The organism is Erythrobacter mangrovi (assembly GCF_013260645.1).
Taxonomy (GTDB): domain Bacteria; phylum Pseudomonadota; class Alphaproteobacteria; order Sphingomonadales; family Sphingomonadaceae; genus Qipengyuania; species Qipengyuania mangrovi.
The window spans coordinates 1,010,860-1,037,791 of the sequence record NZ_CP053921.1; the positions used below are offsets into that span (position 1 = coordinate 1,010,860).

General features: G+C 64.5%; 28 protein-coding genes and 1 tRNA gene. 17 read left to right on the forward strand and 12 right to left on the reverse strand.

The annotated features are described in order from the left end of the window. From HQR01_RS05215 to HQR01_RS05230, 4 genes are all read left to right on the forward strand, one after another. Positions 1–1,383 (forward strand): amidohydrolase, encoded by a 1,383-nt coding sequence (locus HQR01_RS05215; RefSeq protein ID WP_173213186.1) that lies wholly within the window; start codon positions 1–3, stop codon positions 1,381–1,383. Next, positions 1,380–2,669: an amidohydrolase family protein gene (locus HQR01_RS05220; RefSeq protein ID WP_173213188.1), complete on the forward strand. Its 1,290-nt coding sequence runs from the start codon at positions 1,380–1,382 to the stop codon at positions 2,667–2,669. Before HQR01_RS05215 ends, HQR01_RS05220 begins: the two co-directional genes overlap by 4 nt. 13 nt (positions 2,670–2,682) lie before the next feature. Beyond that, entirely contained in the window at positions 2,683–3,177 is a 495-nt protein-coding gene (locus HQR01_RS05225; RefSeq protein WP_325064535.1) for an FKBP-type peptidyl-prolyl cis-trans isomerase, read from the forward strand. A 73-nt stretch (positions 3,178–3,250) separates the two neighbouring features. After that, positions 3,251–3,937: an NnrU family protein gene (locus tag HQR01_RS05230; RefSeq protein ID WP_173213189.1), complete on the forward strand. Its 687-nt coding sequence runs from the start codon at positions 3,251–3,253 to the stop codon at positions 3,935–3,937. A 35-nt stretch (positions 3,938–3,972) separates the two neighbouring features. On the opposite strand, the gene HQR01_RS05235 is transcribed toward HQR01_RS05230, so the two are convergent. Continuing rightward, complete coding sequence (locus tag HQR01_RS05235; protein ID WP_173213191.1) at positions 3,973–4,770, reverse strand: crotonase/enoyl-CoA hydratase family protein; 798 nt, start codon at positions 4,768–4,770, stop codon at positions 3,973–3,975. Between the two features lie 9 nt (positions 4,771–4,779). After that, complete coding sequence (locus HQR01_RS05240) at positions 4,780–5,190, reverse strand: winged helix-turn-helix transcriptional regulator (protein WP_234030259.1); 411 nt, start codon at positions 5,188–5,190, stop codon at positions 4,780–4,782. On the opposite strand from HQR01_RS05240, the gene HQR01_RS05245 reads away from it, so the two are divergent. Next, positions 5,191–5,661, forward strand: a complete 471-nt coding sequence (locus HQR01_RS05245; RefSeq protein WP_173213193.1) for a PaaI family thioesterase — start codon at positions 5,191–5,193, stop codon at positions 5,659–5,661. On the opposite strand, the gene dxs is transcribed toward HQR01_RS05245, so the two are convergent. The 7 genes from dxs to rpe all read right to left on the reverse strand — a co-directional run bounded on the left by dxs (position 5,658) and on the right by rpe (position 13,209). Beyond that, positions 5,658–7,580, reverse strand: a complete 1,923-nt coding sequence (gene dxs / locus HQR01_RS05250) for a 1-deoxy-D-xylulose-5-phosphate synthase (protein WP_173213194.1) — start codon at positions 7,578–7,580, stop codon at positions 5,658–5,660. The genes HQR01_RS05245 and dxs overlap by 4 nt on opposite strands. 79 nt (positions 7,581–7,659) lie before the next feature. Further along, positions 7,660–8,121 (reverse strand): Fur family transcriptional regulator, encoded by a 462-nt coding sequence (locus HQR01_RS05255; RefSeq protein ID WP_173213196.1) that lies wholly within the window; start codon positions 8,119–8,121, stop codon positions 7,660–7,662. A 57-nt stretch (positions 8,122–8,178) separates the two neighbouring features. Then, positions 8,179–8,859: a peptide-methionine (S)-S-oxide reductase MsrA gene (gene msrA / locus HQR01_RS05260; protein WP_173213198.1), complete on the reverse strand. Its 681-nt coding sequence runs from the start codon at positions 8,857–8,859 to the stop codon at positions 8,179–8,181. After that, a complete protein-coding gene (locus tag HQR01_RS15325) occupies positions 8,859–8,990 on the reverse strand; it encodes a hypothetical protein (RefSeq protein WP_267905502.1) in 132 nt (43 codons plus the stop codon). The genes msrA and HQR01_RS15325 overlap by 1 nt, the downstream gene beginning before the upstream one ends. A 102-nt stretch (positions 8,991–9,092) precedes the next feature. Continuing rightward, a complete protein-coding gene (purH, locus tag HQR01_RS05265) occupies positions 9,093–10,679 on the reverse strand; it encodes a bifunctional phosphoribosylaminoimidazolecarboxamide formyltransferase/IMP cyclohydrolase (RefSeq protein ID WP_173213200.1) in 1,587 nt (528 codons plus the stop codon). Between the two features lie 5 nt (positions 10,680–10,684). Then, the gene (locus HQR01_RS05270) at positions 10,685–12,550 is read right to left on the reverse strand and encodes a heparinase II/III family protein (RefSeq protein WP_173213202.1); all 1,866 of its coding nucleotides are present in this window, start codon (positions 12,548–12,550) and stop codon (positions 10,685–10,687) included. Next, complete coding sequence (gene rpe / locus HQR01_RS05275) at positions 12,547–13,209, reverse strand: ribulose-phosphate 3-epimerase (protein ID WP_173213204.1); 663 nt, start codon at positions 13,207–13,209, stop codon at positions 12,547–12,549. The genes HQR01_RS05270 and rpe overlap by 4 nt, the downstream gene beginning before the upstream one ends. A gap of 117 nt (positions 13,210–13,326) precedes the next feature. On the opposite strand from rpe, the gene HQR01_RS05280 reads away from it, so the two are divergent. The 5 genes from HQR01_RS05280 (at position 13,327) to HQR01_RS05300 (ending at position 17,983) form a co-directional block, all read left to right on the forward strand. Continuing rightward, complete coding sequence (locus HQR01_RS05280; RefSeq protein ID WP_173213206.1) at positions 13,327–13,593, forward strand: PqqD family protein; 267 nt, start codon at positions 13,327–13,329, stop codon at positions 13,591–13,593. Between the two features lie 51 nt (positions 13,594–13,644). Further along, a complete protein-coding gene (locus HQR01_RS05285) occupies positions 13,645–13,782 on the forward strand; it encodes a hypothetical protein (protein WP_173213208.1) in 138 nt (45 codons plus the stop codon). Positions 13,783–13,802: 20 nt separating this feature from the next. Further along, positions 13,803–15,659, forward strand: a complete 1,857-nt coding sequence (locus tag HQR01_RS05290) for an asparagine synthase-related protein (RefSeq protein ID WP_173213210.1) — start codon at positions 13,803–13,805, stop codon at positions 15,657–15,659. 36 nt (positions 15,660–15,695) lie between these two features. Then, a complete protein-coding gene (locus HQR01_RS05295) occupies positions 15,696–17,357 on the forward strand; it encodes an ABC transporter ATP-binding protein (RefSeq protein ID WP_173213212.1) in 1,662 nt (553 codons plus the stop codon). 128 nt (positions 17,358–17,485) lie between these two features. Beyond that, complete coding sequence (locus tag HQR01_RS05300) at positions 17,486–17,983, forward strand: DUF2141 domain-containing protein (protein ID WP_173213214.1); 498 nt, start codon at positions 17,486–17,488, stop codon at positions 17,981–17,983. On the opposite strand, the gene HQR01_RS05305 is transcribed toward HQR01_RS05300, so the two are convergent. The 3 genes from HQR01_RS05305 to HQR01_RS05315 form a co-directional block, all read right to left on the reverse strand. Then, on the reverse strand, positions 17,974–18,870 hold the full coding sequence (locus HQR01_RS05305; RefSeq protein WP_173213216.1) for a hypothetical protein: 897 nt from the start codon (positions 18,868–18,870) through the stop codon (positions 17,974–17,976). The genes HQR01_RS05300 and HQR01_RS05305 overlap by 10 nt on opposite strands. Further along, complete coding sequence (locus tag HQR01_RS05310) at positions 18,867–19,904, reverse strand: diacylglycerol/lipid kinase family protein (protein ID WP_173213218.1); 1,038 nt, start codon at positions 19,902–19,904, stop codon at positions 18,867–18,869. Before HQR01_RS05310 ends, HQR01_RS05305 begins: the two co-directional genes overlap by 4 nt. Positions 19,905–20,001: 97 nt before the next feature. Next, positions 20,002–20,078 (reverse strand) — tRNA-Arg (locus HQR01_RS05315). 135 nt (positions 20,079–20,213) lie between these two features. Between HQR01_RS05315 and HQR01_RS05320 the strand changes: the two genes are divergently transcribed. The 7 genes from HQR01_RS05320 to HQR01_RS05350 all read left to right on the forward strand — a co-directional run bounded on the left by HQR01_RS05320 (position 20,214) and on the right by HQR01_RS05350 (position 26,929). Further along, on the forward strand, positions 20,214–20,603 hold the full coding sequence (locus tag HQR01_RS05320; protein WP_173213220.1) for a hypothetical protein: 390 nt from the start codon (positions 20,214–20,216) through the stop codon (positions 20,601–20,603). 57 nt (positions 20,604–20,660) lie between these two features. Beyond that, complete coding sequence (locus HQR01_RS05325) at positions 20,661–21,143, forward strand: MmcB family DNA repair protein (protein WP_173213222.1); 483 nt, start codon at positions 20,661–20,663, stop codon at positions 21,141–21,143. A 50-nt stretch (positions 21,144–21,193) separates the two neighbouring features. Continuing rightward, entirely contained in the window at positions 21,194–21,910 is a 717-nt protein-coding gene (locus tag HQR01_RS05330; protein WP_173213224.1) for a sterol desaturase family protein, read from the forward strand. Then, positions 21,907–22,353, forward strand: a complete 447-nt coding sequence (locus HQR01_RS05335; protein ID WP_234030260.1) for a DUF2141 domain-containing protein — start codon at positions 21,907–21,909, stop codon at positions 22,351–22,353. The genes HQR01_RS05330 and HQR01_RS05335 overlap by 4 nt, the downstream gene beginning before the upstream one ends. A gap of 114 nt (positions 22,354–22,467) precedes the next feature. After that, entirely contained in the window at positions 22,468–24,522 is a 2,055-nt protein-coding gene (locus HQR01_RS15400) for a PAS domain-containing protein (protein ID WP_188115109.1), read from the forward strand. A gap of 103 nt (positions 24,523–24,625) precedes the next feature. Continuing rightward, positions 24,626–25,540 (forward strand): alpha/beta hydrolase, encoded by a 915-nt coding sequence (locus HQR01_RS05345; RefSeq protein ID WP_173213228.1) that lies wholly within the window; start codon positions 24,626–24,628, stop codon positions 25,538–25,540. 9 nt (positions 25,541–25,549) lie between these two features. After that, a complete protein-coding gene (locus HQR01_RS05350; protein WP_173213230.1) occupies positions 25,550–26,929 on the forward strand; it encodes a M48 family metalloprotease in 1,380 nt (459 codons plus the stop codon). Positions 26,930–26,932 lie beyond the last annotated feature (3 nt).

The window sequence follows — 26,932 nt, forward strand, 5'->3', positions numbered from 1 at the left end:
ATGAAAATACGTGCCTTGCTTGCCTGTGCCACCGCACTGGCCCTGGTAGGATGTTCAGCCGCAGGCGAGGCAGGGCGGCCAAAGTCCGCTTCCTCGGAAGACTGGACCGCGCCTGTCGGTGAAGACGGAAAAGCGCCCTTCCCGTCGACCTATAAGCCTTACCCGGGCCGACCCACCGCGCTGGTCGGCGCCACCGTCTATGACGGCAAAGGCGGGCGGATCGACAATGGCACGGTGCTGTTCCGCAATGGCAAGGTGGTGGAGATCGGCGACGCATCGCTTTCAATCGAAGGGTATGACCGGATCGATGGAACCGGCAAGTTCGTCACCCCGGGCGTGATCGACATTCATTCGCACCTCGGCGACTACCCGACGCCGGCAGTCGATGCGCACTCGGACGGCAATGAGGCCACCAGCCCGACCACCCCCGAAGTCTGGGCCGAGCACTCGGTCTGGCCGCAGGACCCGGGTTTCACCCGCGCTCTGGCCAATGGCGGGGTCACCTCGCTGCAGATCCTGCCTGGGTCCGCCAATCTGATGGGCGGGCGAGCCGTCACGCTCAAGAATGTGCCCAGTCGCACTGTGCAGGGGATGAAGTTTCCCGGCGCGCCCTACAGCCTCAAGATGGCCTGCGGCGAGAACCCCAAGCGCGTCTATGGCGGGAAGGGCCGCATGCCTTCGACCCGGATGGGCAATTTCGCGGTCAATCGGCAGACCTGGCTCGATGCCAAGGCCTATGACGGCAAGAAACGCGATCTTGCCAAGGAGACGCTGAAGGGCGTGCTCGACGGCGCGATCCTGATCCAGAACCACTGCTACCGCGCGGATGAAATGGCGCTGGTGATCGATATGGCCAATGAGATGGGCTATAAGGTCGCCGCCTTCCACCACGCGGTCGAAGCCTACAAGATCGGCGACCTGCTCAAGGAAAACGACATCTGCTCGGCGATCTGGGCCGACTGGTATGGCTTCAAGATGGAAAGCTATGACGGCATCCTCGAGAACGCCTCGCTCCTGTTCAAGGAGGGGGCGTGCGTGGTGATCCATTCGGACGATGCTAATGGCATCCAGCGCCTCAACCAGGAGGCGGCCAAGGCGCAGGCAGCCGGACATAGGATCGGGATCGATATCCCCGATGCCGAGGTGGTCCGCTGGTTCACCTATAACGCCGCCAAGGCGATGGGCATCGACGAGCGGACGGGCAGCCTGGAGCCGGGCAAGATGGCCGATGTCGTGCTGTGGAACGGCGACCCCCTGTCGGTCTACTCCCGCCCGGAAAAGGTCTGGGTCGACGGCGCACTTCTGTTTGACGCACTCGATCGCAAGCGTCGCCCGGTGACCGATTTCGAGCTCGGCCAACCCGGTGAAGGAGACGTGAAATGATCCGCGCAACCCTTCTCGCGGCGAGCGCTCTGGCGCTCGCCACCCCCGCCGCTGCAGAGGATTTCGTGATCGTCAATGCCACCCTCGCCAAGGGGGATGGCGGCGATCCGATCCAGCAAGGCGTGGTCATCGTCGATGACAACCGCGTAGTCTATGCCGGACCGCAATCGGGCGCCGGGTCATTCGAGACCGCAACGGTCTATGACGTAGCAGGGCGTTGGGTAACACCTGGCCTCGTCGCCACGCTGACGCAGCTCGGTCTGTCCGACGTCGCGGGAGTAAGCGAATCGAACGATACACGGGCTGGGGGCTCGCGCTTCGGGGCCGCGCTCGATGTTTCGCCGGCGATCAATCCCTCATCCGAGCACATCACGGTCCACCGCGCAGCCGGTATCACCCGCGCGGCAACCGACACCCTGCCGAGCGCGGGCATCTTCGGCGGACAGGGCGCGATCATCGACCTTGGCGTCGATGGCAGCCCCATAACCACGCCGCGCGCGTTCCAGCTTGTCGCCCTGGGCGAAACGGGTGCGCGGATTTCGGGTGGCAGCCGGGTGGCCAGCTTCGTCGACCTCGCCAATGCGCTGCATGAGGCCGATGCCTATGCCAAGGGCAAGTGGGACGGGGCAGACGCGGTCTTGCCACGCGCCGACGCCGAGGCCCTGGGGCCGGTGCTGAACGGTTCGCAGAAACTCTACGTGGGTGTCGAGCGCGCATCCGATATCCGCGCCGTTCTCGGCCTCAAGGCAAGCTATCCCAAGCTCGACCTAGTGCTACTCGGCGCTAGCGAGGGTTGGATCGTCGCCTCCGAGATCGCCACCTCAGGCGTTCCGGTCATCGCCGATGGGCTAGACGATCTGCCGGCGGCTTTCGAGGAACTGGCCGCTACGCAGAGCAATATCGGTCGCATGGTCAAGGCGGGTGTACGCGTCGCGATCAACGCGGCTGCCATGGAGAACCCGCGCAATCTCAATCAATATGCCGGCAACCTCGTCGCGCTTGCAAAGGTGCCCGGAGCCAGTGGGTTGAGTTGGGGCCAGGCGCTGGCGACGATCACTTCGGTCCCCGCGGAGATCAGTGGGCTGAAGGGCCTGGCGGGCGTACTTGCGCCTGGAGCGCTGGCAGACGTGGTGGTGTGGGACAATGACCCGCTGGAACTGGGATCGGTCCCGACCATGGTCTTCATCGAGGGCGTGAAGCAACCACTCGACAGCCACCAGACGCGACTGCGCGATCGCTACAAGGACCTCGACGAGACCGCCCTGCCCGAGGCCTATGACTGGTAAGGATACGCGCGACATGCGAATGACTTTGCTCGCCTTGGGCGCGGCTGCCGCGGCAATCGGCTTCCATGCTGTTGCGGCAGAGGAGTCTCCGCCGGACCGATCGCAGGACCTGGCCTGGATGAGTGCGCAGCAGGCCTATCTTGGCGGACTGAAACCGGTCGATGGCTGGCGCTACATCGATGGCGGGCTGCGCTGGCGGTACGTCGAGTACAAGGGCAGCCAGGACAAGCCCCGCGTCGCTGACACGGTGACGGTGCACTACGCTGGGACCTTCATCGACGGGCAGACCTTCGACAGTAGTTTCGATCGCGGCGAACCCGCGACCTTTCCCTTGGGGCGGCTGATCAAGGGTTGGCAGCTGGCCATCCCGCAGATGGGCGTGGGGGATACCATCGAAATCGCGATCCCGGCCGAGCTGGCCTATGGGACGAGTGGCAAGGGGCCAATTCCCGGAGGAGCGACTCTGCTGTTCAAGGTCCAATTGCTGGGGTTCGAGCGCGCCGAATAAGGCACGAATTCGGGGCCTTGCGTCCGTCACCGCACCTGTTATCATGTTTACGGCGTGAACATGGGGGCGATTCATGGACCAGGCACTAGTTTCTCTGATTGCAGCTTCGATTGCATTCGTCGGTACGCATTTCGCTTTGTCGCATCCGTTGCGTGCCGGTTTGGTGGCTCGGCTCGGGGACAAGGGCTTCATGGGCCTGTATTCGCTCGTCGCGCTGGGCACATTTGCATGGGCGGTGATGGCGTTCCGCACGGTCGGTCCGGGCGGTGCGCAGCTGTGGGATGGCATGGGCGATGTGCCCTGGGTGATCGCGACGGTTGTCATGCTGGTGGCATCGGTGCTGTTCGCCGGTTCCTTCGCCGGTAATCCCGCGTTGCCCGATCCGCGCGCCGCGCGCCTCGCCGCAGCGGGACCGCACGGCGTCTTTCATGTGACCCGCCACCCGATGATGTGGTCCTTCGCGCTGTGGGCCGCGGTGCACATCGTGCTGAGCCCGACCGCGCGCCAGATCGTTCTGGCCGGCGCGCTCGGTTTCCTGGCACTGGTCGGCGCACGCATGCAGGACCGCAAGAAGGAATTGCTGATGGGCACGGCCTGGGCGGACTGGGAAAGCCAGACCAGCTATTGGCCGCGCCTCGGCAAGCTAGGCAAGGCGGGTGCTATGCCATGGATCGCAGGTGCTATCGGCTGGCTGCTGTTCACCTACGCCCATATTCACGCAAACGGCATTCCTGCCGGAATCTGGAAGTGGTTCGGCTGAGCGTCCGAGTCTAGCGCGCCAAGGCAGCGAGTCGGCTAGCTGCCCTTGAATACCGCCGCGCGTTTTTCCAGCAGGGCGTCGATCCCTTCCATATGGTCGTCGGTCAGGTGCATCAGTGCCTGCGTATTCGCCGCCATTTCCAGCGCCGTGTCGTAGGAGGTCGAGCGGCCCTGCCGCATCAGGTTCTTGGCATGGCGCAGCGCATGCGGCGGCATGGCCGCCACCTTGTCAGCCAGCGCATTGGCTTCGTCGAGCAAGGCGTCCCCAGTGACAACACGGCTGACCAGGCCCCAGTCGAGCGCAGTCTGCGCATCGATCACGTCGCCGGTGTAGAACAGCTCTGCCGCCCGGGCTTCGCCAATGATGCGCGGGAGGATCCATGTACCGCCGTCACCCGGGATGATGCCGAGCTTGAGGAAGGTGACGCCGAACTTGGCCCGGTCGCTCGCAAGACGCATGTCCGCGAGACAGGCGAGGTCGCAGCCCAGCCCGATCGCCGGGCCGTTGACCGCTGCGATCAGCGGCACCCGCAAGCCATAGAGCGCACGCAGCACCTTATGGATGTTGTCACGATAGCCATCCGAGATACCCGGCGGCGTACCCCCGAAGGTGCCCGTCCGCTCTTTCATCGCCTTGATGTCGCCGCCGGCGCTGAATGCCCGGCCCGCACCCGTCAGGACCACGCAGCGCACGCCTAGGTCGAGGTTGATTGCATCGCAGGCGGCGGCAAAGGCATCGCCATCGCCTTTTGCTCCCAAGGGGTTCATCGTTTCGGGGCGGTTGATCGTCAGCGTGGTGACGTGGTCGCGGCGAGTGATCTCAAGCAGGCTCATGCGCCGATGCTAGGATGGCCAGCCCGACCCGTCGAGTAGCCATTTGCTGCCCCAGTCGCGAATTTCGGCCATCATTGGATGGAGCGCGCGCCCGGCTTCGGTGAGGCGATACTCGGCCCGATGCCCTTCCGGCGGGACCCGTTCCATGATCCCGAACTCGACCAGCGCAGCGAGGCGGGACGTTAGGGCTGCGCGGTTGATCCCGGTGTTGGGCAGGAACTCCTCGAACCTTGTGGCGCCAAGGAAGGCCTCGCGCAGGATCAGCATGACCCAACGGTCACCCAGGATCCGCGAGGCGCGGCCAACCGGGCATGGCGAGCGCGAGGATTCGAACTGCTTCATGGTCTGGAATTTAGACTTGACCGAGGCGAAGGCAAGTCCGATGGGATAGTCTGCAATCCAGACTTTGGGGAGTTCCACATGGCGCGGGCCGGTTTCGACAATGAAGAACAACTCATCGACTACATGCGCAAGGTCGCCATCGGCCGGTCGGGCTTCAACAGCTTCCTGCAGCTCGACCCCGTGCGTTGCTGGGACGGTGAGGCCGAGATCGTGATGGAGATTCGCCCCGAGATGACCCAGCACCACGGCTTCGCTCACGGAGCGCTGGTGGGGATGATGGCGGACAATGCCTGCGCCTGGGCTGCCGGCTCGGCCGTCGGCGACGTGGTGACCGGGAGCTACACGATCAACCTTCTGGCTCCCGCCAAGGGAGCGCGGCTGCGGTCGAAGGGCACTGTGATCAAGGCCGGCAAGCGCCAGGTCGTTGTTCGCGCCGATGTTTGGGCGGAAGACGACGGGGTCGATCCCGTCCTGGTCGCCGTCGCCCAGGCAACGATCGTGCCCACCGGGATTGCTACCTCGAAGGAAACCGCCGCCAGCGCGGCCTAGGCGCGCGCCTCCGCCACGCCAGCGCTATTGTGCCGAAGCGCCGTGAGCACGGTATCGACGATATGCGGGGCGTTGAGGCCCGCTTCGTCATACTGCTTCGCCGGATCGTCGTGATCCTGGAAGACATCGGGCAAGCGCATCGTGCGAACCTTCAGGCCGTTGTCGGTCAGCCCACTGTCGCTGGCAAAGGTCAACACATGCGCGCCCAGGCCGCCAATGGCAGCTTCCTCGACGGTGACCACGACTTCGTGGCTGCGCATCAGCTGCTCGATCAGTGCAGTGTCGAGCGGCTTGGCAAAGCGCATGTCGGCGACCGTGGTTGAAAGGCCCTTGGCCTCGAGCTGGTCGGCCGCCTTGAGCGCTTCGGCCAGGCGTGCGCCAAGCGACAGGATCGCTACCTTCGAACCCTCGCGCACGATGCGCCCCTTGCCGATCTCGAGCTTCTGCGGAGTCTGAGGAAGCTCGACGCCGACGCCATTGCCACGCGGATAGCGGAACGCGATCGGGCCCGCATCATGCTCGGCAGCGGTATAGGTCATATGGACCAGCTCCGCTTCGTCCGCTGCAGCCATCACCACCATGTTGGGCAGCGTCGCAAGATAGGTGACGTCGAAGCTGCCGGCATGGGTGCAGCCGTCGGCGCCGACCAGGCCCGCGCGATCGATGGCAAAGCGCACCGGCAGGTTCTGGATCGCCACGTCATGCACCACCTGGTCGTAGGCGCGCTGGAGGAAGGTCGAATAAATCGCACAGAACGGACGCATGCCCTCGGCGGCAAGGCCGGCGGCGAAGGTCACGGCGTGCTGTTCGGCGATGCCAACGTCAAATGCTCTGGCAGGATGGGCCTTGGCGAAGCGATCGACGCCGGTCCCGCTGGGCATCGCCGCGGTAATGGCGCAGATACGCGGATCGCCATCGGCCAGCTTCGCGAGCGTATCGCCGAAGACATTCTGGTACGCCGGGGGGCCGCCGCTCGCCTTCTTCTGCTCGCCGGTAACGACGTCGAACTTAGCCACGCCATGATACTTGTCGGCGCTGTTCTCGGCCGGGGCATAGCCCTTGCCCTTCTGCGTCACGACATGGATCAGCACTGGCCCCTGCTCGCTGTCGCGGACATTCTCAAGCACCGGGATGAGATGGTCGAGATTGTGCCCGTCGATCGGGCCAACGTAGTAGAAGCCGAGTTCCTCGAACAAGGTCCCGCCGGTCGCCATCCCACGGGCATATTCCTCCGCCTTCTCGAGCCCGCCCCAAACCCGGCGGCCAAGCTTCTTGGCGATCTTGGAGGCCATCGAACGCAGGCCGAGATACTCGCTGCTCGACACCATGCGGGCGAGATAGGCCGAGAGTCCGCCCACCGGCGGCGCGATCGACATGTCATTGTCGTTGAGGATAACGATCAGGCGATTGCCCGCCTGTTCGGCGTTGTTCATCGCCTCATAGGCCATGCCTGCGCTCATCGCGCCATCGCCGATCACCGCAATGCCGCGACCAGGGCGATCCTGCAGCTTGTTGGCCACCGCAAAGCCCAGTGCGGCCGAAATCGAGGTCGAGGAATGCGCCGCGCCGAACGGATCGTATTCGCTCTCGGTCCGCTTGGTGAAGCCCGACAGACCGCCACCCTGGCGCAGCGTGCGGATGCGGTCGCGCCGGCCGGTGATGATTTTGTGCGGATAGCACTGGTGGCCCACGTCCCACACCAGCTTGTCGGTGGGGGTGTCGAAGACATAGTGGATCGCCACTGTAAGTTCGACCACGCCGAGCCCTGAACCCAGGTGTCCGCCGGTCGTGCCCACAGCATCGATCATCTCGGCGCGCAATTCGTCAGACAGCTGGCGCAACTCGCTCTTGTCGAGTTTGCGCAGGTCGCCAGGCGTGTCGACTGTATCGAGGAGCGGCGTGTGGGGTCGCGTCGTCATGGGGTGCCGCTCTACACGTTGAATTCATGCCTGTCGATGAACGGCTCATCGACGAAAGGGAACGACTCGGCGTTGGCCCTCACGCGGCGCAATCGTCGCACAAACCGCGCAGTTCGACCACCGGGCGAACATCGGTGAAGCCGGCGTCCTTGCCCGCGGCGCGCAATGCTCCCGTCACCCGTTCATCGTCGAGGTGAGAGGCCTTGCCGCAGTCATCGCAAATCAGGAAGATGCAATCGTGGCGGCAACCGGGGTGGGTGTTGACGAGATAGGCGTTGGCGCTCTCGATCCGGTTGGCCAGATTCGTCCGCACGAACAGGTCGAGAATGCGATAGACGCTGTTGGGCGCGACCCGCTTGCCGCGTGATGCGGAGAGATTGTCGGCGATGTCATAGGCTGAAACAGGCCTGTCATGCGCCGCCAGTTCCTCGAACACCGACTGGCGCATGCCCGTCCATTGTTCGCCATGATCGGTCAGCGTGAGACGCGCCGCTTCAACCAGCGCCTCACCCTTGTGTTCCTTGTGCGTATGCCCTGCCATGCGCGAGAGTTAAGCCCCCCGCGCGACGGGTTCAAGCTAGGGCGTGCACCCGCAGCCCTAATTGCGTTGGAAACTGGCCGTATAGACGCCGGGATAGAGCTGCTTCAGCGCCGCAACCTTGGGCGCGTCCCACCGCACGATGTAGCCATGGCGCGGATTGTTCAGCATGAAGTCCTGATGGTAGCCTTCGGCCGGATAAAACGCCTGCGCGCGTTCGATCTTGGTCACTATCGGCCGGTCCCACAGCTTCGCCGCAGTCAGCTGGGCCAGATAGGCCTTTGCCACCGCAAGCTGTTCGGCCGAGGTCGGGATCAAGGCATTGCGATATTGCGGGCCGGTATCCGGGCCCTGACGGTTGAGCTGGGTTGGATCCGTCACCACCGAGAAGAAGATGCGCAACAACTGGTCGTAACGGATCACGGAGGGGTCGTAGGTGACCTTCACCGCTTCGGCATGGTCGGTGATGCCGCTGGATACGATATCATACCTGGCCGAACGCTCTGTCCCGCCATGATAGCCCGAAACCGCGCTGGTTACACCCTTCACATGGCTGAAGACGCCTTCGACGCCCCAGAAGCAGCCACCTGCGAAGATAGCCGTTTTGAGCCCTTCGCCTTCCTTGGCGATGCGCTTTGCCTGCGGCGCCGTGACGACGCTTTCTGCGGCGAGGGCGGGTTGCTGGCATGCGGCAGCGCCCAGTGCGAGCGTTGCAGCGAAGATGAAAGCGGAACGGCGCATTACAGGATCGAAGCCACTAGCTGGGGCACGACGGCGAAGAGACCATCGGCGTTGGAGAGGAGGACGAGCACGGCACCAACACCGAAGCCGATACCGAAACTGCGATAGAGGTCTGGGGAGAGGAGTGTCATTACGGGGGGTCTTTCGTGGGCTGTCTCCACGTGGTTACAAACGCCGCGATTGCAACGCGCTTAATGCGATTGTTGTGAACGGTTCAGCCGATGGTTGCCGGGTCAATGTCGGAAATGGCGCATCCCGGTGAAGACCATCGCGAGGCCGGCCTCGTCCGCAGCGGCGATGACTTCGTCGTCCCGGATCGAACCGCCGGGCTGGATGATGGCGGTCGCCCCGGCCTCGGCCGCGGCGAGTAGCCCGTCGGCGAAGGGAAAGAAGGCATCCGAGGCCACCGCGCTGCCCACGGTCCGGCTCTGCGCCCAACCATAGGTTTCCGCGGCCTCTGCCGCCTTCATCGCAGCGATACGCGAAGAATCGCGGCGGTTCATCTGCCCGGCCCCGATCCCAGCGGTAGCGCCATCCTTGGCATAGACGATGGCGTTCGACTTGACGTGACGCGCCACAGTCCAGGCGAACAGGCAATCCTTGAGCTCCTGTTCGGTCGGCTGGCGCTTGGTAACGACCTTGAGATCCGCCTCGGTGATCGCGCCATTATCGCGAGACTGGACCAGTAGCCCACCGGTGATCGGCTTGATCGCAAGCCCGTCGCGGCGCGGATCGGGCAGCTCACCGGTGACCAGTAGGCGCAGGTTCTTCTTCTTTGCAAAGGCCGCCTTGGCTTCTTCGCTCACCGAAGGTGCAATCACTACCTCGGTAAAGATCTGGCAGATCGCTTCGGCGGTCGGTCCATCGAGCTCGGTGTTCACCGCGACGATCCCGCCAAAGGCCGAAACGCTGTCGCAATGAAGCGCTTCATCCCATGCAGCGAGCAGGGTGGAAGCCTGTGCGACGCCGCAGGGATTGGCGTGCTTGACGATCACGACCGCTGGATCCTGCCCGCGGAATTCCGCGCACAGTTCGAGCGCGGCATCGGCGTCGTTGTAATTGTTGTAGCTGAGTTCCTTGCCCTGCAGCTGTTCGGCGTGCGCAATCCCGCGCCCATGCGGGCCGACCGGGGTGTAAAGCGCCGCCTTCTGGTGCGGGTTCTCGCCATAGCGCAGCTCGGTCACGCGGTTGCCGTTGACCGCTAGCATGTCGGGAAACAGCTGTTGCTGGTCGGCGAAGGCGAACCACTGGCTGATCATCGAATCATAGGCGGCGGTGGCGCTGAAAGCCTTGGCAGCGCATTTGCGCCGGAAATCGAGCGTGGTCGCGCCGGTCGCATCTAGCTCTGCAACCAGCGTGGGATAATCGGCCGGGTCGGTGACGATGGTCACAAACTGGTGGTTCTTGGCGGCGCTGCGCACCATGCTGGGTCCGCCGATATCGATATTCTCAATGATCTCGTCACGCGAGGCGCCGCGCATCACGGTCTGGGCGAAGGGATAGAGATTGACCACCACAAGGTCGATCGCGCCGATCGCATGCGCTTCCATTGCCGCGACGTGTTCAGGGTTGTCACGGACGGCGAGCAGGCCGCCATGAACCATCGGATGGAGCGTCTTGACCCGCCCATCCATCATCTCGGGAAAGCCGGTAAGGTCGGATACGTCACGCACCTCGAGCCCGGCCTCACGCAGCGCCTTGGCGGTGCCACCGGTCGACACCAGCTCCACGCCTTTCGCCGCCAGCGCCTGGCCCACTTCTACCAAGCCGGTCTTGTCGGACACCGAGAGCAGTGCCCGCTTGATCGCCACATCCGACATGAATTCTATCCCATTCGTCTGAGCAGCCAGGGGAAGCGTCCCCCGCTGCGTACGGTCAGTCCTTCGACCACGAGTTGCCGCGTCGCGCGCGGGCGCCCGTGACCATCGACCCAGAGGCTGTCCTCGAGTCCGATCGTGGCCTCGCCGCTATCGCCTCCAAGCCGGAATTGCCAGTAGCTTCCGTCAGGCAATGCCAGGCCAGCCCCGCGCCTGTCCTCGGACAGCCCTGCCTCGATCCCGTGACCGAGATGGAAACGGATCGCGAAACCTATCTTGCCGCGCTGACCCTTGCGCCCCGAAGGCTCGAGCACGTCTTCGCCGCGGAGTTCCTCACCGTCGGCCGACAGCAGCAAGATGCGGCGGTGCAGCAACCCGTGACGCGCGGCGTATCCGTTGTGCACGGCCTCCAGACGCGTCGCGTCGCGGCCGCGCTGCTTGACGGTGGATCGGGCAATGTCGACTTCCTCGACACCCTTGCCGATCTGCCCCTTGATCAGGACCGCAGTGGAATTGGCATCGTCGAGCACCAGCGTCGAATGCGCCGCCGTGCCGCGCAACCCCTGTTCGATCCGCACGGGCGTCTGCCCGCCGGCGAGTTCCGACCCGCCGCAATTGACGATGATTCGCTGCTCGCCGTTCGACAGCTCGAAGGCCAGCGTCGAGGCGCAACCAAACCGCGCGTGGCGGGCGCGCGGCGGCGGGGCGGAGTCCATAACGAGGATGCTCTTGCCCGCATCGATTCGCTGGTAGCCCCAGTGGCGCATGTCCTTGCCCGGCCGCGCGCGAACGCCGCTGGCGGCAATCACGGCATCGAGCTGCGCCGCCGAGGTGGCGCCCGAACCCTGCCAGCTTCCAAGCCCCCGATCGCCCATCCGCAGGGATAGCAGCGGCGGCACCAGCAAGGTAATCATCGTTTCGAGCGCCGCAGGCGGATCGCGATCGACGGCGGCATAGCAGGCCTTGAGATCGACCAGCAGGCCGATTGCCTCGATCTGCGCCAGGGGGCTGCGCGAGAGCACCCCGCCATCATCGCTGACCAATTCGCCCAGAGCACGAATGAGGCCGGCCTCTCCATAGAGGCGGCGCGGACGCCCATCAGGCAGGAGCAACCCGGCGGCAACCACGGCAGCCCAGCCCGCAACCTGCCCCAGCCGATCTTCCGCCCGTGCCACCTGGCGATCGAGCCAGCGCGCGGTCGCTTCCATCGCCTCCAGCGCGCGGCTGCGCAACTTGGCCTCGCCGGACAGGATAAGCGGCGCATGAACCAGCCAGGCGAGCAGGCGCAGGCCAGCATGCTCGACCGTCCAGGCCGCCCCCTTGGCCGGCGTCGGATTGGCGATGAGCCATTTCGCCAGGAGCGCTTCACCCACGCCGGTGCACTCCTCACGCGGGGCGCAGGCGGCAAGATCACGCAGCCAGGTGAACCCATGAACCGTGCGAAGGAAGGGCGGCGTCAGCGGCGCCCCACTGGCAAAATCGACCTTCTCGATCGGGGCCTTGAGTCCATAGACGAGGAACTGCCCCGCCCTCAGCGCCATGCCCGCCGCACGTTCGCCCTGCAGGGGGCGCGACACCGTGCCGAGCAGGCGCGGTGCACTGGGCTTGCGCAGTGGCGCGGAGAGGACCGAGCCGGGAACGCCCATCCGGTAAGCCCAGCGCAGGACCGAATCGACCGGGCCGGCACGCGGCGGCTGGAAATCCGACAGAACCAGCGCGTGCCCGGGTTCCAGCGGGATCGCTTCGGGCTGACTGGCTGGCGCATTGGCGACGACCAAGGGCTCATCGCCAGCGGTGAGCGGCAGCGCGCTGACTTCTTCCGCAGCCCTGTCGTCCCCGAAAGGCCGCAGCAGGGTCCGCGCTGCGTCGGTCATTGCCCGCCCTTCAACGCGGCAATGTTGGCAGCATATTGCGCTGGCCCGCCCTTAAAGGTCGCCGAGCCGGCAACCAGCACATCGGCCCCTGCCTCAACACATTGACGGGCGGTCTCGACATTGACCCCGCCGTCGACTTCAAGGTGGATCGGGCGCCCGGTCTTTTCGATCATCTTGCGGATCGCTTCGATCTTCTTGAGCTGGCTGTAGATGAAGCTTTGCCCCCCGAAGCCGGGATTGACGCTCATGACCAGCACCAGGTCGACGTCATCGATGAGATAGTCGAGCATCTTCGCCGGGGTCGCGGGGTTGAGCACCACCCCGGCCTTCTTGCCCAGACCTTTGATCGCCTGCACGGTGCGGTGGATGTGCGGCCCGGCTTCGGGATGCACAGTAATGATGTCGGCCCCCGCATCGGCGAATGCCTCAAGGTAGGGATCGATCGGAGCGATCATCAGGTGCACATCGAACGGTTTGTCCGTGTGCGGGCGCAAGGCCTTCACCACCGCTGGGCCGATGGTGATATTCGGGACGAAATGCCCATCCATCACATCGACATGGATCCAATCGGCGCCAGCCGCATCGATGGCGCGCACCTCTTCACCCAGCCGGGCGAAATCGGCTGACAGGATCGAGGGGGAAATCAGGGGTGTCGCCATTTGTGCGCAGTGGCCTTGTAGCTTCTAGCCTGGCCCAGCCCTACGCGCGCGAAAGGACGGTTAACAAGCTTGCGCGAACGCCTTTTCCACATGGACCGGCTCGATTAGGAATGCCCCATGAGCGCGGTTCGCAAATTGGCGGGAAACTTCGTGGAAACCGACGTCGATGACGAGGTGCTGATCGTCGACCTTGAAGGAGGCGAGCTGTTCTCATTGCGTGGGACGGCACGCGATACCTGGCGGCTTATCGATGGCCAGCGAAGCCTGGACGAGATCGTTGCGTCGCTTGCCGGGGAATATGACGCGCCCGAAGATCGGATCGCGGGCGATACCGCAGCGCTGATCAACGAACTGGTCGATGCGGCGCTGGTTTCGCTCGCCTAGATTTTTCCGGCCACTGCGCTATCTACCGAAGCCGATTTGAGGATGAGACCGATGAGCGACAAGGCAACCCGTACTGCTCCGCAGAAGCGCGAATGGACGGCGCCGGTCCTGGTTCGGCTGGGAACCATCCGCGACATTGCGGGCAACATCGGTGCAGGTCGGCAGTCGCCGGTCCAGCTTCGGTCCTGACCGACTGTCGCTGACACCCCTTGCTTGCTGCATGGAGCAACCGGGGCGGAGCGGTCCGTCGTCAACCGATCCTTGCGGCGCTCTCTGCCTATTCCGGCGACCGACCAGCGCTGGTCGCGGATAGCTTCGGCTCCATTGCCACCTGTCGGCCCGGTCAGCGATCGCCCCCGGTCGATGCCCCTACGCCCTACGCAGATGGTATCCTTGCCTTCACCGGCTGGCTGGACCGCGCCCCGGACAGGCACCAAACCGATACACAATGCTACGCGCAAGCCCTCGAGCGATACGGCTCCGACGCCGATGATCGCCTGAGCGGCGCCTATGCCGCAGCGACGCTCTATCCCGACGGTCGCCTGCGCCTGTCGCGCTCGCCCTGGCAGGCGCCCCCGCTTCACTATGCGGCCCATCTGGGCGAAGTCATCGCCAGTTCGGTCCTGCGCGCGCTCTTTGCCTTCGGTATTCCTCGCACGCTCGACCGGACGCGCGTTCTCAATGCGCTTTATCTCGATGGCGCCGGAGACCCGACTGCGGGCTGGTATTGCGGTGTCAGGAGCGTCCCTTTGGGCACTTCGCTGATCGTGAGTCCGGATGGATCCGTCGAGATCCAGCGCCAATACGATCCCTTCCGCGCATACGTGGATGTAGGGAAAGACCCTGCACAGTGGGTCGCCGAGGCACGGTCCCTGATCGACGATCATGCGCGACTGGCAGCGAGCCGCTCGCAACATCCGGCGATTTCGCTGTCCGGCGGGCTCGATTCACCGATCGCAGCCGCAGCCCTGCTCAGGACGAAACCGGCGACTGCCCCCTTGAGCGTCATCTCCGTCCGACCATCCCGGTCATGGGACATGGTGACCGAACCGGGCAAGTTCGGCGATGAGGGATCCCGGGCCGAAGAATTCTGCGCCATGCACGGACTGACGGCCGTGTTCACTCACGAAGGCGGCTTCGATCTCGACCTGCAGGACTTGCATCGTGCAAGCGCCATCACTTCCCCTTTCATTGGTAATGGGGGGATGATCATGGCAGCCTATCGCGCGGCCGCTGCCGCGGGCGCGGACTGGTTCTTCGATGCCGTCTCGGGAAACGACACAATCAGTGCCGAAGGCCATTGGGCCTATCCCGCCATGCTCGCTTCAGGCCGGTGGCGGCAGTTGCTGGCCGCACTCCGGCAGCGATCGAACGACCCGCGAGGCCTGGCCCGCAAATTCGTCTCGCTGGCGCTGATGCCGCACCTTCCGGTCGGAGCCCGCAACACCCTAAAGGTCCGTTTCTCGCGCGGCGCCGGGTCGGTTGCCGACAGGTCTTCCTTGCTCAAGCGGGCGGTCATTGCTGATTTCGGGCTGGCGACAGCCGCAAGCCAGCGCCAGACCGCGACCGGGCGCCGCCGGATGATTGAGCTGGCGTGGGCAGCAAGCGATTCGGGCATGGCTGATCTCGAACTTGGGCGCGAACAGCTCACCGGCCTGCGCCGCCGGGACCTGCTCGCCTATCGACCGTTGATCGAATTCTGCCTGTCGTTGCCCGATGAGGCATTCTTACGGGATGGGACTGATCGCTGGCTCGCGCGCGAGCTCGCACGCGGAATCATGCCGGAAAGCCAGCGGCGCGAAACCCGTTACGGCGGGCATAATGTCGACTGGCACAGCTATCTCGTCGCGAGGCGCGAGGAGCTGCTCGAAACCTTCGATGGCCTATCGACCCACCCCTGGCTGGGGGAGTGGATCGATGTCGAACGGGCACGCGGTTTGCTTGACGCCTTGCCGAACCGCACACCGCTGGACCCTGCGACTGCGTGGCCCCTGCAGTTCGGGATAGTCGGGACCGCGGCAATCGCCCGCTTCGTGGCGCAGGTGGAAGGTCGCAACGCCCTTTGACAGCGGCGCCTCGCGGCGGGCAAGCGTGGTACACCCATGACCCAAGCGTTCAGATCCTTCCTTGACCTGGCCGGTGCGCACCGGCTGGCCGCGCTGGTTCTCCTGTCGGCAATCGGCGCAATTACCGAAGGGTTCGGGCTGGTCCTGCTGGTACCGATGGTGGGGACGCTCACCGGCGGCCTGGCGCTGGTCGATCTTCCGTTTCCGCTACCACATTGGTCGCTGGCCACGCTGCTCGCGTTATTCATGGCGCTGGTCGTCTTGCGCTCGTTGGTCGACATGGCCCGCGCCCTGTCTGCCCAACGGCTCGAAGTCGCGGTGGTGGACGAGTTGCGCCGACGGGCTGTGGCGGCCCTGCTCGGTGCCGAGTGGCGTACGCTCTCTACCATGCAGCAAAGCGCCAACCGTGCACTGTTGGTAACCTCGGTCGACCGGGTCGGAGAGGCCGTGCAGCATGTCTCGACCCTGACCCGCGCGCTTGTTTCGCTCCTCGCGCTGGGCTTGGCGGCGCTCGCGCTTTCTCCGGCGCTGGCGATGGGATGCATGCTCGCAGGCCTGTTCGCGCTGGCCGCGCTGGGCGGACTGCGGCGCAAGGCACGGATGCTCGGCGATGCGCTCTCCCGCCGCTACGAAGCGATTTATGCCCGGCTCGAAGCAACTCTGTCGGCGCTGCGGCTGGTGAAGAGCTTTAGTCGCGAAAGGGCCGAAGCCCAGAGCCTCGCCGACGAATTCAACAGCATGCGCAAGGCCGAGCGCCGCTACCTGGTTGGCACTTCGCTGGCGCGCGCCGCGCTGCAATCCGGGGCGGCACTGGCCCTGGCATTGGCGGTATGGATGTCGGTCGTGCTGTGGCAGGTACCTGCGCCGGTCCTGCTCGCCATGACCGCCATCGCGGTCCGCGCGGTCCCGCTTGTCGAGGCCCTGCAATCGGCAGGGCAAGGCTGGGCCCATGCGGCTCCCGCATTCGATGATGCCCAGAGGTTGATTGCCCGGGCCGAGGCGGTGGCGGAGGTTCCGCCGGCAGGGGTCCAGCCCCGCCTTCGCAGGGCCTTGGTTCTTGATCGGGTCACCTATCGCCACACGGTCGAGAGGGCCGGTGTGAGCGATGTCTCGTTCGAACTTGAAGCCGGAACGATTGCGGCGCTGGTCGGCCCCTCAGGGTCGGGCAAGAGCACCCTGGCCGACTTGCTCGGCGGCCTGCTTTCGCCGGATGAGGGCCAGATCATTGTCGATGGCTTGTCGCTTGCCGGGGGGCACCGAAACGCGTGGCGGCAGCGCGTCGCCTACGTCCAGCAGGAGGCCATGCTGTTCGGCGGTTCCGTCCGCCAGAACCTGCTTTGGGCTCAACCGGATGCAAGTGAAGCGCAACTCCACCACGCCCTGACAAGCGCCGCAGCACAATTCGTGGAGGAACTGCCCGGCGGGCTCGACTGCCAATTGAACGAGGGCGGACGCAGCTTGTCAGGAGGCGAGCGGCAACGCATCGCACTGGCGCGCGCCCTGTTGCGCGACCCCGACCTGCTGATCCTCGACGAGGCGACCAGCGCGGTCGATCCGGAGAGCGAACTGGCGATCACCTCGGCGGTCCGTAGGCTCGCGGGCAGTTGCACCATCCTTGTCATTGGGCACCGTGGCGCACTGGTCGACAGCGCAGACCGGCGGATCAGCCTTGATAGCGGGCGGCTGGTCCAAGCATGAACCGCCGTTGCCGCGCAAATTCAGCCAGAATTCAGTGCAAATTGCTAGATCGCTCCCCATATCGCGCCCGGTTGGGCAGGCCGGCCCTGCACTGCAGGGCCATGTGATCGACTAGAACAGGGAATTAGATGACGCGCAGTTTCACCACCCTCGCCGGGATGACCGGCCTCGCCCTTGCCGCCGCAACACTCAGCATTCCAGCACAGGCGCAGTACCGCCAGACCATTACCGAGAACCCCGCGAAATGCGCGCCTGGCGCAGGCCCCGCCGTGCGCGTGACGATCATGGGCATCAAGGAATCGCGCGGCACGATCCGCGTGCAAAGCTATCGCGCGACCAAGGAAGACTGGCTCGAGAAGGGGCGCTGGATCAATCGCATGGAGGCACCGGCCAAGGCCGGCACCATGTCCTTCTGCATGCCGCTACCGGCGGCGGGGACCTATGGGATAGCTGTGCGCCATGACCTGAACGGCAATGGCAAGACCGACATCTTTTCCGACGGCGGGGCAATGTCGAACAACCCCAGCATCAACATCTTCAATCTCGGGAAGCCCAGCTACAAGAAGGTCGGCTTCACCGTGGAGAGCGGGGTCGAGGCAATCACGATCAATATGCGCTATCGTTGAGCGCGACGCTTGCGCCACAATTCCAGCGCTGCGCCCGGGGCCGCCAGCAACGGGTGCTTGGCCCGGAACGGCGTAACCGCAAGCGTGATCCCGGTATGCCGATGGAGCTTCCACGCAGCATAGTCGGCAGCACCCTCGAAGGTCGTGGTCGCCTTTGCGAGGCGAAGCAGGTTCAGCGCCTTGCCCAGTCGGGCGCGCTTGTTCCACCAATCTAGGAGTTGCTTGCGCGAAGCGGCGGCCATGGCTGGCACGAGCAAGTCGCCTTCGCGCATGAAGGCAAGCCCTTCTGCCTCCCACGCTAGCGGCAGCAGTCCTTCGAAATGCGACCTGTTGACCTCGAGTATCGAGTCTTCACGGCCTGCTTTCTCGATCCGGAACTCGGCCCGGTAGGTCGCCCGGAACAGCGCCCGCCAATAATCTTCGGCCTTGCCCTTGTCCGGCCCCAGGGTCGCCGCCAGCCGGGCCGCCGTTCTCGCAGCGCCTTCCACCGCCTCGGTGATCGTAGAGTGCGAGACCTCATCGTGGGCCCAGACCAGGGCACAAGGTTGGACGAAACGCGCCCAGATTGTCGTATCACGTGAGTTCCCTGAAGCCGCGCGGGCGAACTGGTCGAGCGACATGGTCGCAATCTTTGCGCGCAGAATCTCGCTACCAAAAGTCCACTCGCGATAACTCACGCGCGGCCAGATGCGTTCGCGCTGTGGGCCGGGTAGCAGCACATAGAAATCCAGTACGCCCTCAAGCAAGCCGGTGCGCAGGTTAGAACCATAGAACAGCACGCCGAGAGCGCCCGCTTCCTTGCCCAGCATGCCGGCATAGGCAGCGACTTCGGGCCGCACCTCGCGGTCCAGGTTTTCGCGGATACGAGCGGTGAGAGTTGCCGTCACGGCGTGACGAAGGTCAGCTCGGGGCCCTGACCGATTGCATAACGCCCTGCGGGGAAGGCTTCACCGTCCAGAATGACCGGCTCGGCCACGTCGAGCGTAAACGAAGTGGCATCGAGTTGGTGGAGGCCTGCCGCGGCAAGCCACTTGGGTTGCCAGCCGAGCAGGATCGCGGGAAGCGCCAACAGGACGCGCCGACGCGGCTTGTCGAGCACCGCCAGCTTCAGCCCCTCGCGTTCGGCACCGAACAACTTGATCCCCATCGGCAGCTTCTTGAGCGTGCTCACCAGGATGATGTTGCGGCGAGCGAGATCGCCATGGCCGGAATGGGGTAGCGGCGTGCCGGAAGGCTGGCACACTAGCTGCATCTGGGTTCCGCGGCGCCAGACATTGGCATCGCTGCCGAACAGCGCCTGCATCACACCCCACACGCTGGTGGCGCCTACCGCCAGGCTGTTGAAGAAACCCAGCTGGTGCGCATCCTGCCCGGCCTCGATCCCCAGGGTGAAGGCGCCGGCACCGAAAATGAATCCGAGCATCGCCGGCTCTTCCGCGCCCTCGCGCGCTACGACCAGCGGGCGACGGACTATCCTGTGACCGTCCGCGTAGGCGGCGATCGCCTCGGGCAGGTTCCAGCCGCTTGGAGCGCCGAGATCGACATTGAGCGCGTTGGTCTTGCCCTTCGGCAGGATCGCGAGCGCCGGCCAGTTGTCACCGAACACGCCCTGCCCCATGGTCAGGACGTCGCGCACGGTCCCGTCACCGCCATTGATGATCAAGTAATCGATTCCTCGCGCGGCAAAATCGGCCAGCGCGCCAGCAATGTCCTCGCGCGTGCGAGGTTGGGCAACGGTAATGCTCGCACGCGCCGTGCAGGCAAGATCCTGGCCTTTGTTGCGGTGGCTGCGCGGATTGTAGATCACACCGATCCGGGGATTCGGCGCGCGAAAATCGCGCGTGGTGCGCGGCTGCGACGGCTGGGCTGCCGCATGCGCCTGGACCGCTAGGGTCTCGAAATTATAGACTACCCGATCCATTGCGCAGATGCCTTAGCCGAAATTGAGCGGCGCTATGTAGCGATTTCGTGCCATAATGAAACGGCGCGGGGGCAAAAAGCCAATCGCGGAAACGCCTTGGCGCACCCGACAGGATTCGAACCTGTGACCTCTGCCTTCGGAGGGCAGCGCTCTATCCAGCTGAGCTACGGGTGCCCATGGCCCTTGCGGGCCGTGCAGCGAGGGCGGCGCTTAGCAAAGCGGGTCGCCACTCGCCAGTGCAAATCGCACCCCCGATCTAGCGTCCGGCGTTAGAGATTTGGCAAGATGCGCGGCTTAATCCTGACCGGCATGAGCGCAATCTCCCACGAATTCGACCTGAGCCAGGCCACCATGCTTCCGCCCGCGGAGACGGGCCCGCGCGAAACGCCCGATGTGGCGACACTGGCGAACCAGTGGGAAGCCGTCCACGAAGCTGCGGCGGCAGTCGGGCATCTGGCCCAGCTTGGCCGCGAAGTCGTGGGCGACGAGGTCGTAGGCCTGCCCCTGCGGGCGGCAGAAAAGGGCGGCTGGCACTATGAAATGGTTGCTCGCGGGGTCGACGATCTTGCCGCAATCATGCAGCCGGGCTTGCGCGCGCTGCTTTCGCTCACCGCGCAGGGCCAGGACACCACCGCCGCGGCGCTGACTCTTTGGCACGAATTCCATACTTCACGCAGCGCTATCCTCTCGCTCATCTGATCCTCCCGGCGCATCAAGTCGGTTGACGGCGTTCGCCATCTGTTCCAATCCGTCTTCATGACGGAATCGGTACAAGGCCTGCCCGAGACGGCAGCGATGGTGGCGCGCGGAATCGCGCGACTGTTCGCGCGCAACGATATCTGGTGCATTCCGGAAATGCCGCTGCGCAATGGGCGCCGCGCGGACCTGATGGGGGTCGACCCAAAGGGTCGCCTGATCATCGTCGAAATCAAGGTCCAGCGTGGCGACCTGCTGGGCGATGGCAAATGGCCCGACTACCTCGAATTCTGCGATCGCTTCTTCTGGGGGGTCCCGCCAGGCCTCGACCGGTCAGCGCTCGAGGGACCCGATTACCGCCCCGACATCTGCGGAATCATCGTCGCCGACGGCTACGATGGCGAGATCGTCAGGCCGGCGCCATTGCAGCCGCTGGCGGCTGCGCGGCGCAAGGTCGAGATCGAGCGGCTAGCGCGCGCTTCGCTTCGCCGGATGACGGTGGCGGGAGACCCGCACTGCGCGCCGTGGGGTACGGGTCGCTAGCCACAGTTCTTGTGGCTCCCCCGGCGAATACGGCATAGGAGCCGTCAAGCATGTGGACCGGCATCCTCCTTTCCGCCCTGGCCATGACCGCAATCATCGCCGGGCGCTATCTCGCCAGCAGCGGCCTGTTTGCACTCGTCACCAATCGCGTCAGGCCAGGCTATCATGCCAAGCTGAGCGGGCAGATCCGTCGCGAGATAGCCTGGTCGCTTGCTTCTGCAGCCATCTACGGCATCCCGGCGGGCGTGGTGGCGTGGGGCTGGCAGCAACGTGGCTGGACGCTGATCTATACGGGATGGAACGACTACCCCTTATGGTACCTGCCGCTTGCGCCATTCATCTACCTGCTGGCACACGACAGCTGGTTCTACTGGACCCATCGCTGGATGCACCGGCCGAGGCCGTTCCGGATCGCCCACGCGGTGCATCACGCCAGCCGGCCACCCACTGCCTGGGCGGCGATGAGCTTCCACCCGTGGGAAGCGCTCACGGGCGCGGTGGTGATCCCGGCTCTCGTGCTCATGGTGCCGATCCATGTCGCGATGCTAGGCCTGGTGCTGCTGGTGATGACCGTCATGGGCGTCACCAACCACATGGGCTGGGAGATGTTCCCGCGGAAACTGGTTCACTCGGCGTTAGGGGGCTGGCTGATAACCGCCAGCCACCATCAGCGTCACCATGAAGAGTATCGATGCAACTACGGCCTCTATTTCCGTTTCTGGGATCGCTTGTGCGGAACCGACCGGGGGCTGAGCGAAACCCTGTGAGAGGCCTCTCCGCCCTTGCGCTGTTGCCCTTCGCGCTCCTGCTTGGCGCAGCCGCCCCCGGCGACGGGGCGACGATCACCGTGTCCGTCACCGACCTGCGCAATGCCAAGGGTATCGTGCGCGCCTGCATGACGACCGATGCCGACAAGTTCCCGCGCTGCCGTGGGGTGCCCGGGGCCTATGCCGCAACCGCCGATGCGCAAGAAGGCACAGTGACCTTCACCTTCACCGGGGTGAAGCCGGGGCGATATGCGATTGCGCTCCTGCATGACGAGAACAGCAATGGTAAGGCGGACCGGGTCCTCGGGATGATGCCCAAGGAGGGCTTCGGCTTCTCACGCGATGCCAAGGTCCAGATGGGTCCGCCCAGCTTTGCCGACGCAGCGATCGATATCGGCGAGGAAGACCGCGATCTTACCATCCGCATGCGCTACCTGCTCTGACCCCGCCTTCGGCCAGCAGTGGCAAGGTTGGTTAATATGTTTAACCATATGTTTACCACGCAGGGCTCATACCAATGTCGAATGAGCAGATCTCTTCCAGGGGCTTAAGGATTCATGGACAGGCTTGGCGGCTATTTCGGCACGCATGAAGCGGATGAACCGCTCGACGATTTCGTCGGCGAGGCTGACGCCCTGCCCGAACCGCCGCCCTCACCGGTCGGTCAGGACGAGAGGCGCATGCAGGTACGCGCCTACAACCACTGGGCAAGCCTGCTGGGCGACCGGATATACCCCGCAATCGATGATCTCGAGCCACACACCCTCGACGATTTCGGCCCCTATTCGGTACTCCTCGATTTCTCCAACGGCATCGAGGATCCGACGGTTCGCTTCGTCGGCGCCGAATTGGCTGCCGAATGCGGCGAAGACGCAGTCCTGAACAAGCTCTCAGACGTACCCAGCCGTTCGGTACTCAGCCGCATAACCGATCACTACATGCAGATCCTGGCCAACCAGGCGCCGATCGGATTCGAGGCCGAGTTCGTCAACGATCGCGGGTTGGCCGTGCTCTATCGCGGGATCCTGCTTCCCTATTCGTCCGACAACCACACGATCGACTTCATCTATGGGGTGATCAACTGGAAGGAAATGGCCGATCAGGGGACCGCCGACGAGCTGTTGCTCGAAATCGGACAATCGCTTGGCGAGTATGACGACGGTGAGGATGCCGACGGTACGGGCGAGGCGATCGAGACTGCGGAAAGTCTGACTGCACAGGGCGAAACTGCGATGGATGAAGAAGGCGACGACGTGTTCGAACTGGGGAATACCCACATTTTCGAGCACGAATCCGACCCTGACCTTCCCCAGCCCGCCTTCGGGCAGGAATCCTTCGCCGCAACCCCGGTGAGCAAGGCGCATCGCGGTTTCGATGCGCTTGGCAATCCAATCGGGGGGCACGGCCACAGCGACGAAGACGGATTCGACGAAGAGGATGGATACGGCGACTTCGACAGCGGCATAAAGACTGCCGCTGACTATGGCCTGCCCGATTGGGACGAAGACGAAGAGGAAGACGACGTCGACGACCTCGTCGATCCACTTGCCGACGATGAATCGTCGAGCAGCCTCATGTCGCTGGTTAGCCGCGGTAACCGGAACAAGAAGTCCGTCGACCTGACGGGCAATGAAACGCCGCCGCCGGTACCGCAGGCTTACTCGCCCGATCCGACGGTTCCGGCCTTCGTGCCCGAACCTCCGACCATCACCTTCTCGATGCCCGAGCCGTTCCAGGCTTACCGGCCCGAAGACGAGGCGGAGGAGGAGTACGCGGAGGAAATCGCCACCGAGCCCGTGTCGGTCGACTTTGGCGACGCGATGCTCGAGGACGAGGAAGACGACGAAGACTTCGCTCCGGAGTTCGAAGCGGAATCCCTCACTGGAGTGGAATTGGCCACGCAAGATTTCGCAGACCCGGACGAGGACGAGTTCGAGGAACAGGCCTCACAGATCGAGCCTGCTATTGCAGATGCCGATACACCGCTCGAGATCGAGCAGGAAACACCGGAAGGCCTCTACGATTGCCTCGCTGCCGCGCGCGAATTGGCCCAGGCGGCGCAGAATACCGAGGATCGCAGCCGCAAGGCGCTCTACCAGGCAGTCAGCCTCGCCTACGACTTCAGTCTCGAGACCGAATCGGACCCCGACGGCTTCGCGGAGCTGCTCGAAGACAACGGTCTCACGGTGCAGGATCGCGCGCCGATGACCCCGGTGGTCAAGCTCGTGTTCGGCGCCGACTACGACAAAACCCGCTTGACCGAATACGCTGCAGTGCTGATGCATGCGCACCGCATCGGCGTGCAGCGCGGCACGCTGGCGCGCTACCTCGACGAGGCCGAGGGCGGCCTCAAGGCCGTGGTCAATGCCGAACGCCGTGCGCGCAAGGAAGAGCAGGGCAAGCCGGTCGACGACACTGACGGTGTCCGCAAGGCTCTTGCGAAGCAGCTGCGCCGGCTCGATTCGCTCGAACTGGCTGATCTCGAATCCGAAGGGCCGGAGTTCGCGCTGGTCATGGTGCGCCGCACGCTCGACGGGAAGATCGTCATCCTGGGCGAGGTTCCGGAAGACATCCCGCTGGTAGAGCGCGCAGCCCGCAAGCTGCTTGGCTGAGCGGCTCGCTTCGCGCAAATAGGGCTTGTCGCCCGGGTGCTGCCTTGGCTAGCGCCCGGGCGATGTCCTTTTCCCCGCCCATCCGCTCGACAAGGTGAAACGCATGCTCCCGGTCTTCGGCATGTACATCGCCCTGCTTGTCCTGGTCGCAGCCACCTTGTGGGTAGCGATCCTCGTCAACGGTCCCGCGGTACTCGATGCCATCGATCGTCTTGCGAGCGGCGATCGTGGTGTACGACTGGTGGCGCACGCCAGCTACGGCGAACAGCCCGCGCAGAAGCTGCGATACTATGTACCAGCAGCCCCTGGCCACGATCTGCCGGCCCTCATCTTCTTCCATGGCGGCGGCTGGCAGTCGGGAGATCCCGACGATTACGGCTTCGTCGCAAGGGCGCTGGCGCCCGAAGGCTTCGTCGTCGTGCTGGCTGGCTATCGACTTGGCCAAGAGGGGCGCTACCCCGCCATGCTCCAGGATGCTGCCCGGGCCATTGCGCAGGCTCGTGCCGATGTCCGCAAATTCGGCGGCGACCCCGATCGGATCGTGCTTTCCGGCCACTCGGCAGGGGCCTACAACGCCGTGCAAGTGGTGCTCGAACAGCGCTGGCTGGCTGAAGCAGGGGTCCCGCAATCCGCCATCAAGGGCGTTGCAGGGCTGTCTGGCCCCTACGATTTCCACCCTTTTACCAATGACTCGGCGAAGCTGACTTTCGAAACCGTTGGCGCCGGACCTGAAAGCCAGCCGGTCAACCATGCGCGTGGCGACGCACCAGCGATGCTGCTGGTCCATGGCGAAGAGGATACGCTGGTCAAGCCGCGCAATACGCGGGCCCTCGCCGCGGCTCTCGGTACCAAAACGGCGCAGGTCGAGACGGCATTCTACCCTGCCATGGATCACAATGCACCGCTGATCTCGCTGGCTGCCCCATGGCGTCATCGCCGCGATGTCGCCGCACGCATTGCGACATTCGCGCGTCGGGTAACGGACGTTTCAGTTCCGGTTCAGGCCGAAAGGCCTTAGCAGGCAGTAATGCGCTTTCCCGGTCGCCTGCTTGTCGCCCTTGCTGCCACCATGCTGGCAACCCAGCCTGTCGCCGCGCAAAGTGTGCTGCGCGATGCCGAGACCGAAGCATTCCTCGATGATATCTCCGCCCCGCTGATCGCCGCGGCCGGGCTGGAACCCGGCAATGTCGAGATCGTGCTGATAAACGATCCCTCGATCAACGCCTTCGTTGCCGGCGGCCAGGCGGTCTACATCCACTCCGGCCTGATCGAAGCTGCTGATACGGCGGAGGAAGTCCAGGGTGTGATCGCCCACGAACTGGGACATATCACGGGCGGCCACGTGCTGCGCTATAGCGACGGCGCGGCGGCGGCCACCAAGATCTCGATCCTCAGCCTGATCGCCGGGGTCGGCGCCGCATTGGCCGGATCCGGTGATGCCGCCATCGGGCTGCTCGGACTTGGCCAGCAGGCGGCCCTCGGCAACTTCCTCTCGTTCAGTCGTACCCAGGAGTCTTCGGCCGACTTCGCCGGTGCCGATTTCCTGTCCAAGGCAGGCATTTCGGGGCGCGGGTCGCTGGCATTCTTCGGCAAGTTGCTCAACCAGGAGTTCCGCTATGGCTACAGCCAGTCGGACGAGGCCGGCTTCTATCGCACGCACCCGCTGTCCGGAGATCGCATCGCGCGGCTGAAGGAGGTCTTTGAAAGGGACCCTGCCTGGAACGCGTCGGCCAACGCCCGGCAGCAGGCAGGTTTCGAAAGGGTCAAGGCGAAACTGACCGGCTATATCGCCAAGCCCGCCGCAACCTTGCGCGATTATCCCGAAAGTAGCCAGACAGTCCCGGCGCTCTATGCCCGCGCCTATGCCTATCACAAGTCGGCCCATGTCGACCGCGCATTGGCGACCACCGACGCGTTGCTCGCGCGCAATCCCGACGATCCTTATTTCCTCGAACTCAAGGGTCAGGTGCTGCTCGAATCTGGTCGCCCGACCGAAGCGCTTGAACCGTTGCGCCGGGCGACTCAGCTCACCAATGCGGAACCGCTGATTGCCGGCTTGTTCGGCCATGCCCTGATTGCGACCGAAGATGCCGCAAACTTCGAGGAAGCGGAACGGGTGCTTCGCGCTGCGGTTGGACGCGATCGCTATAACCCTTTCGCCTGGTACCAGCTTGGCGTGGTCTATGCCGCCCGGGGCGACATCCCCCGCGCGCGCTTGGCGAGCGCCGAACAGCAGGTGCTGAGCGGTGCCTATGCGCTCGCCATCAGGAGCGCACAGGCGGCGGAAGCGGGGCTGGAAACCGGCACGCCAGATTGGCTACGGGCGCAGGACATCGGGTTCGAAGCACGTGCCTTGTTGGAACGGCAGTGCGAATTGGAACGGGGCCGCAGTTGCGAGCGGCGCTGATCG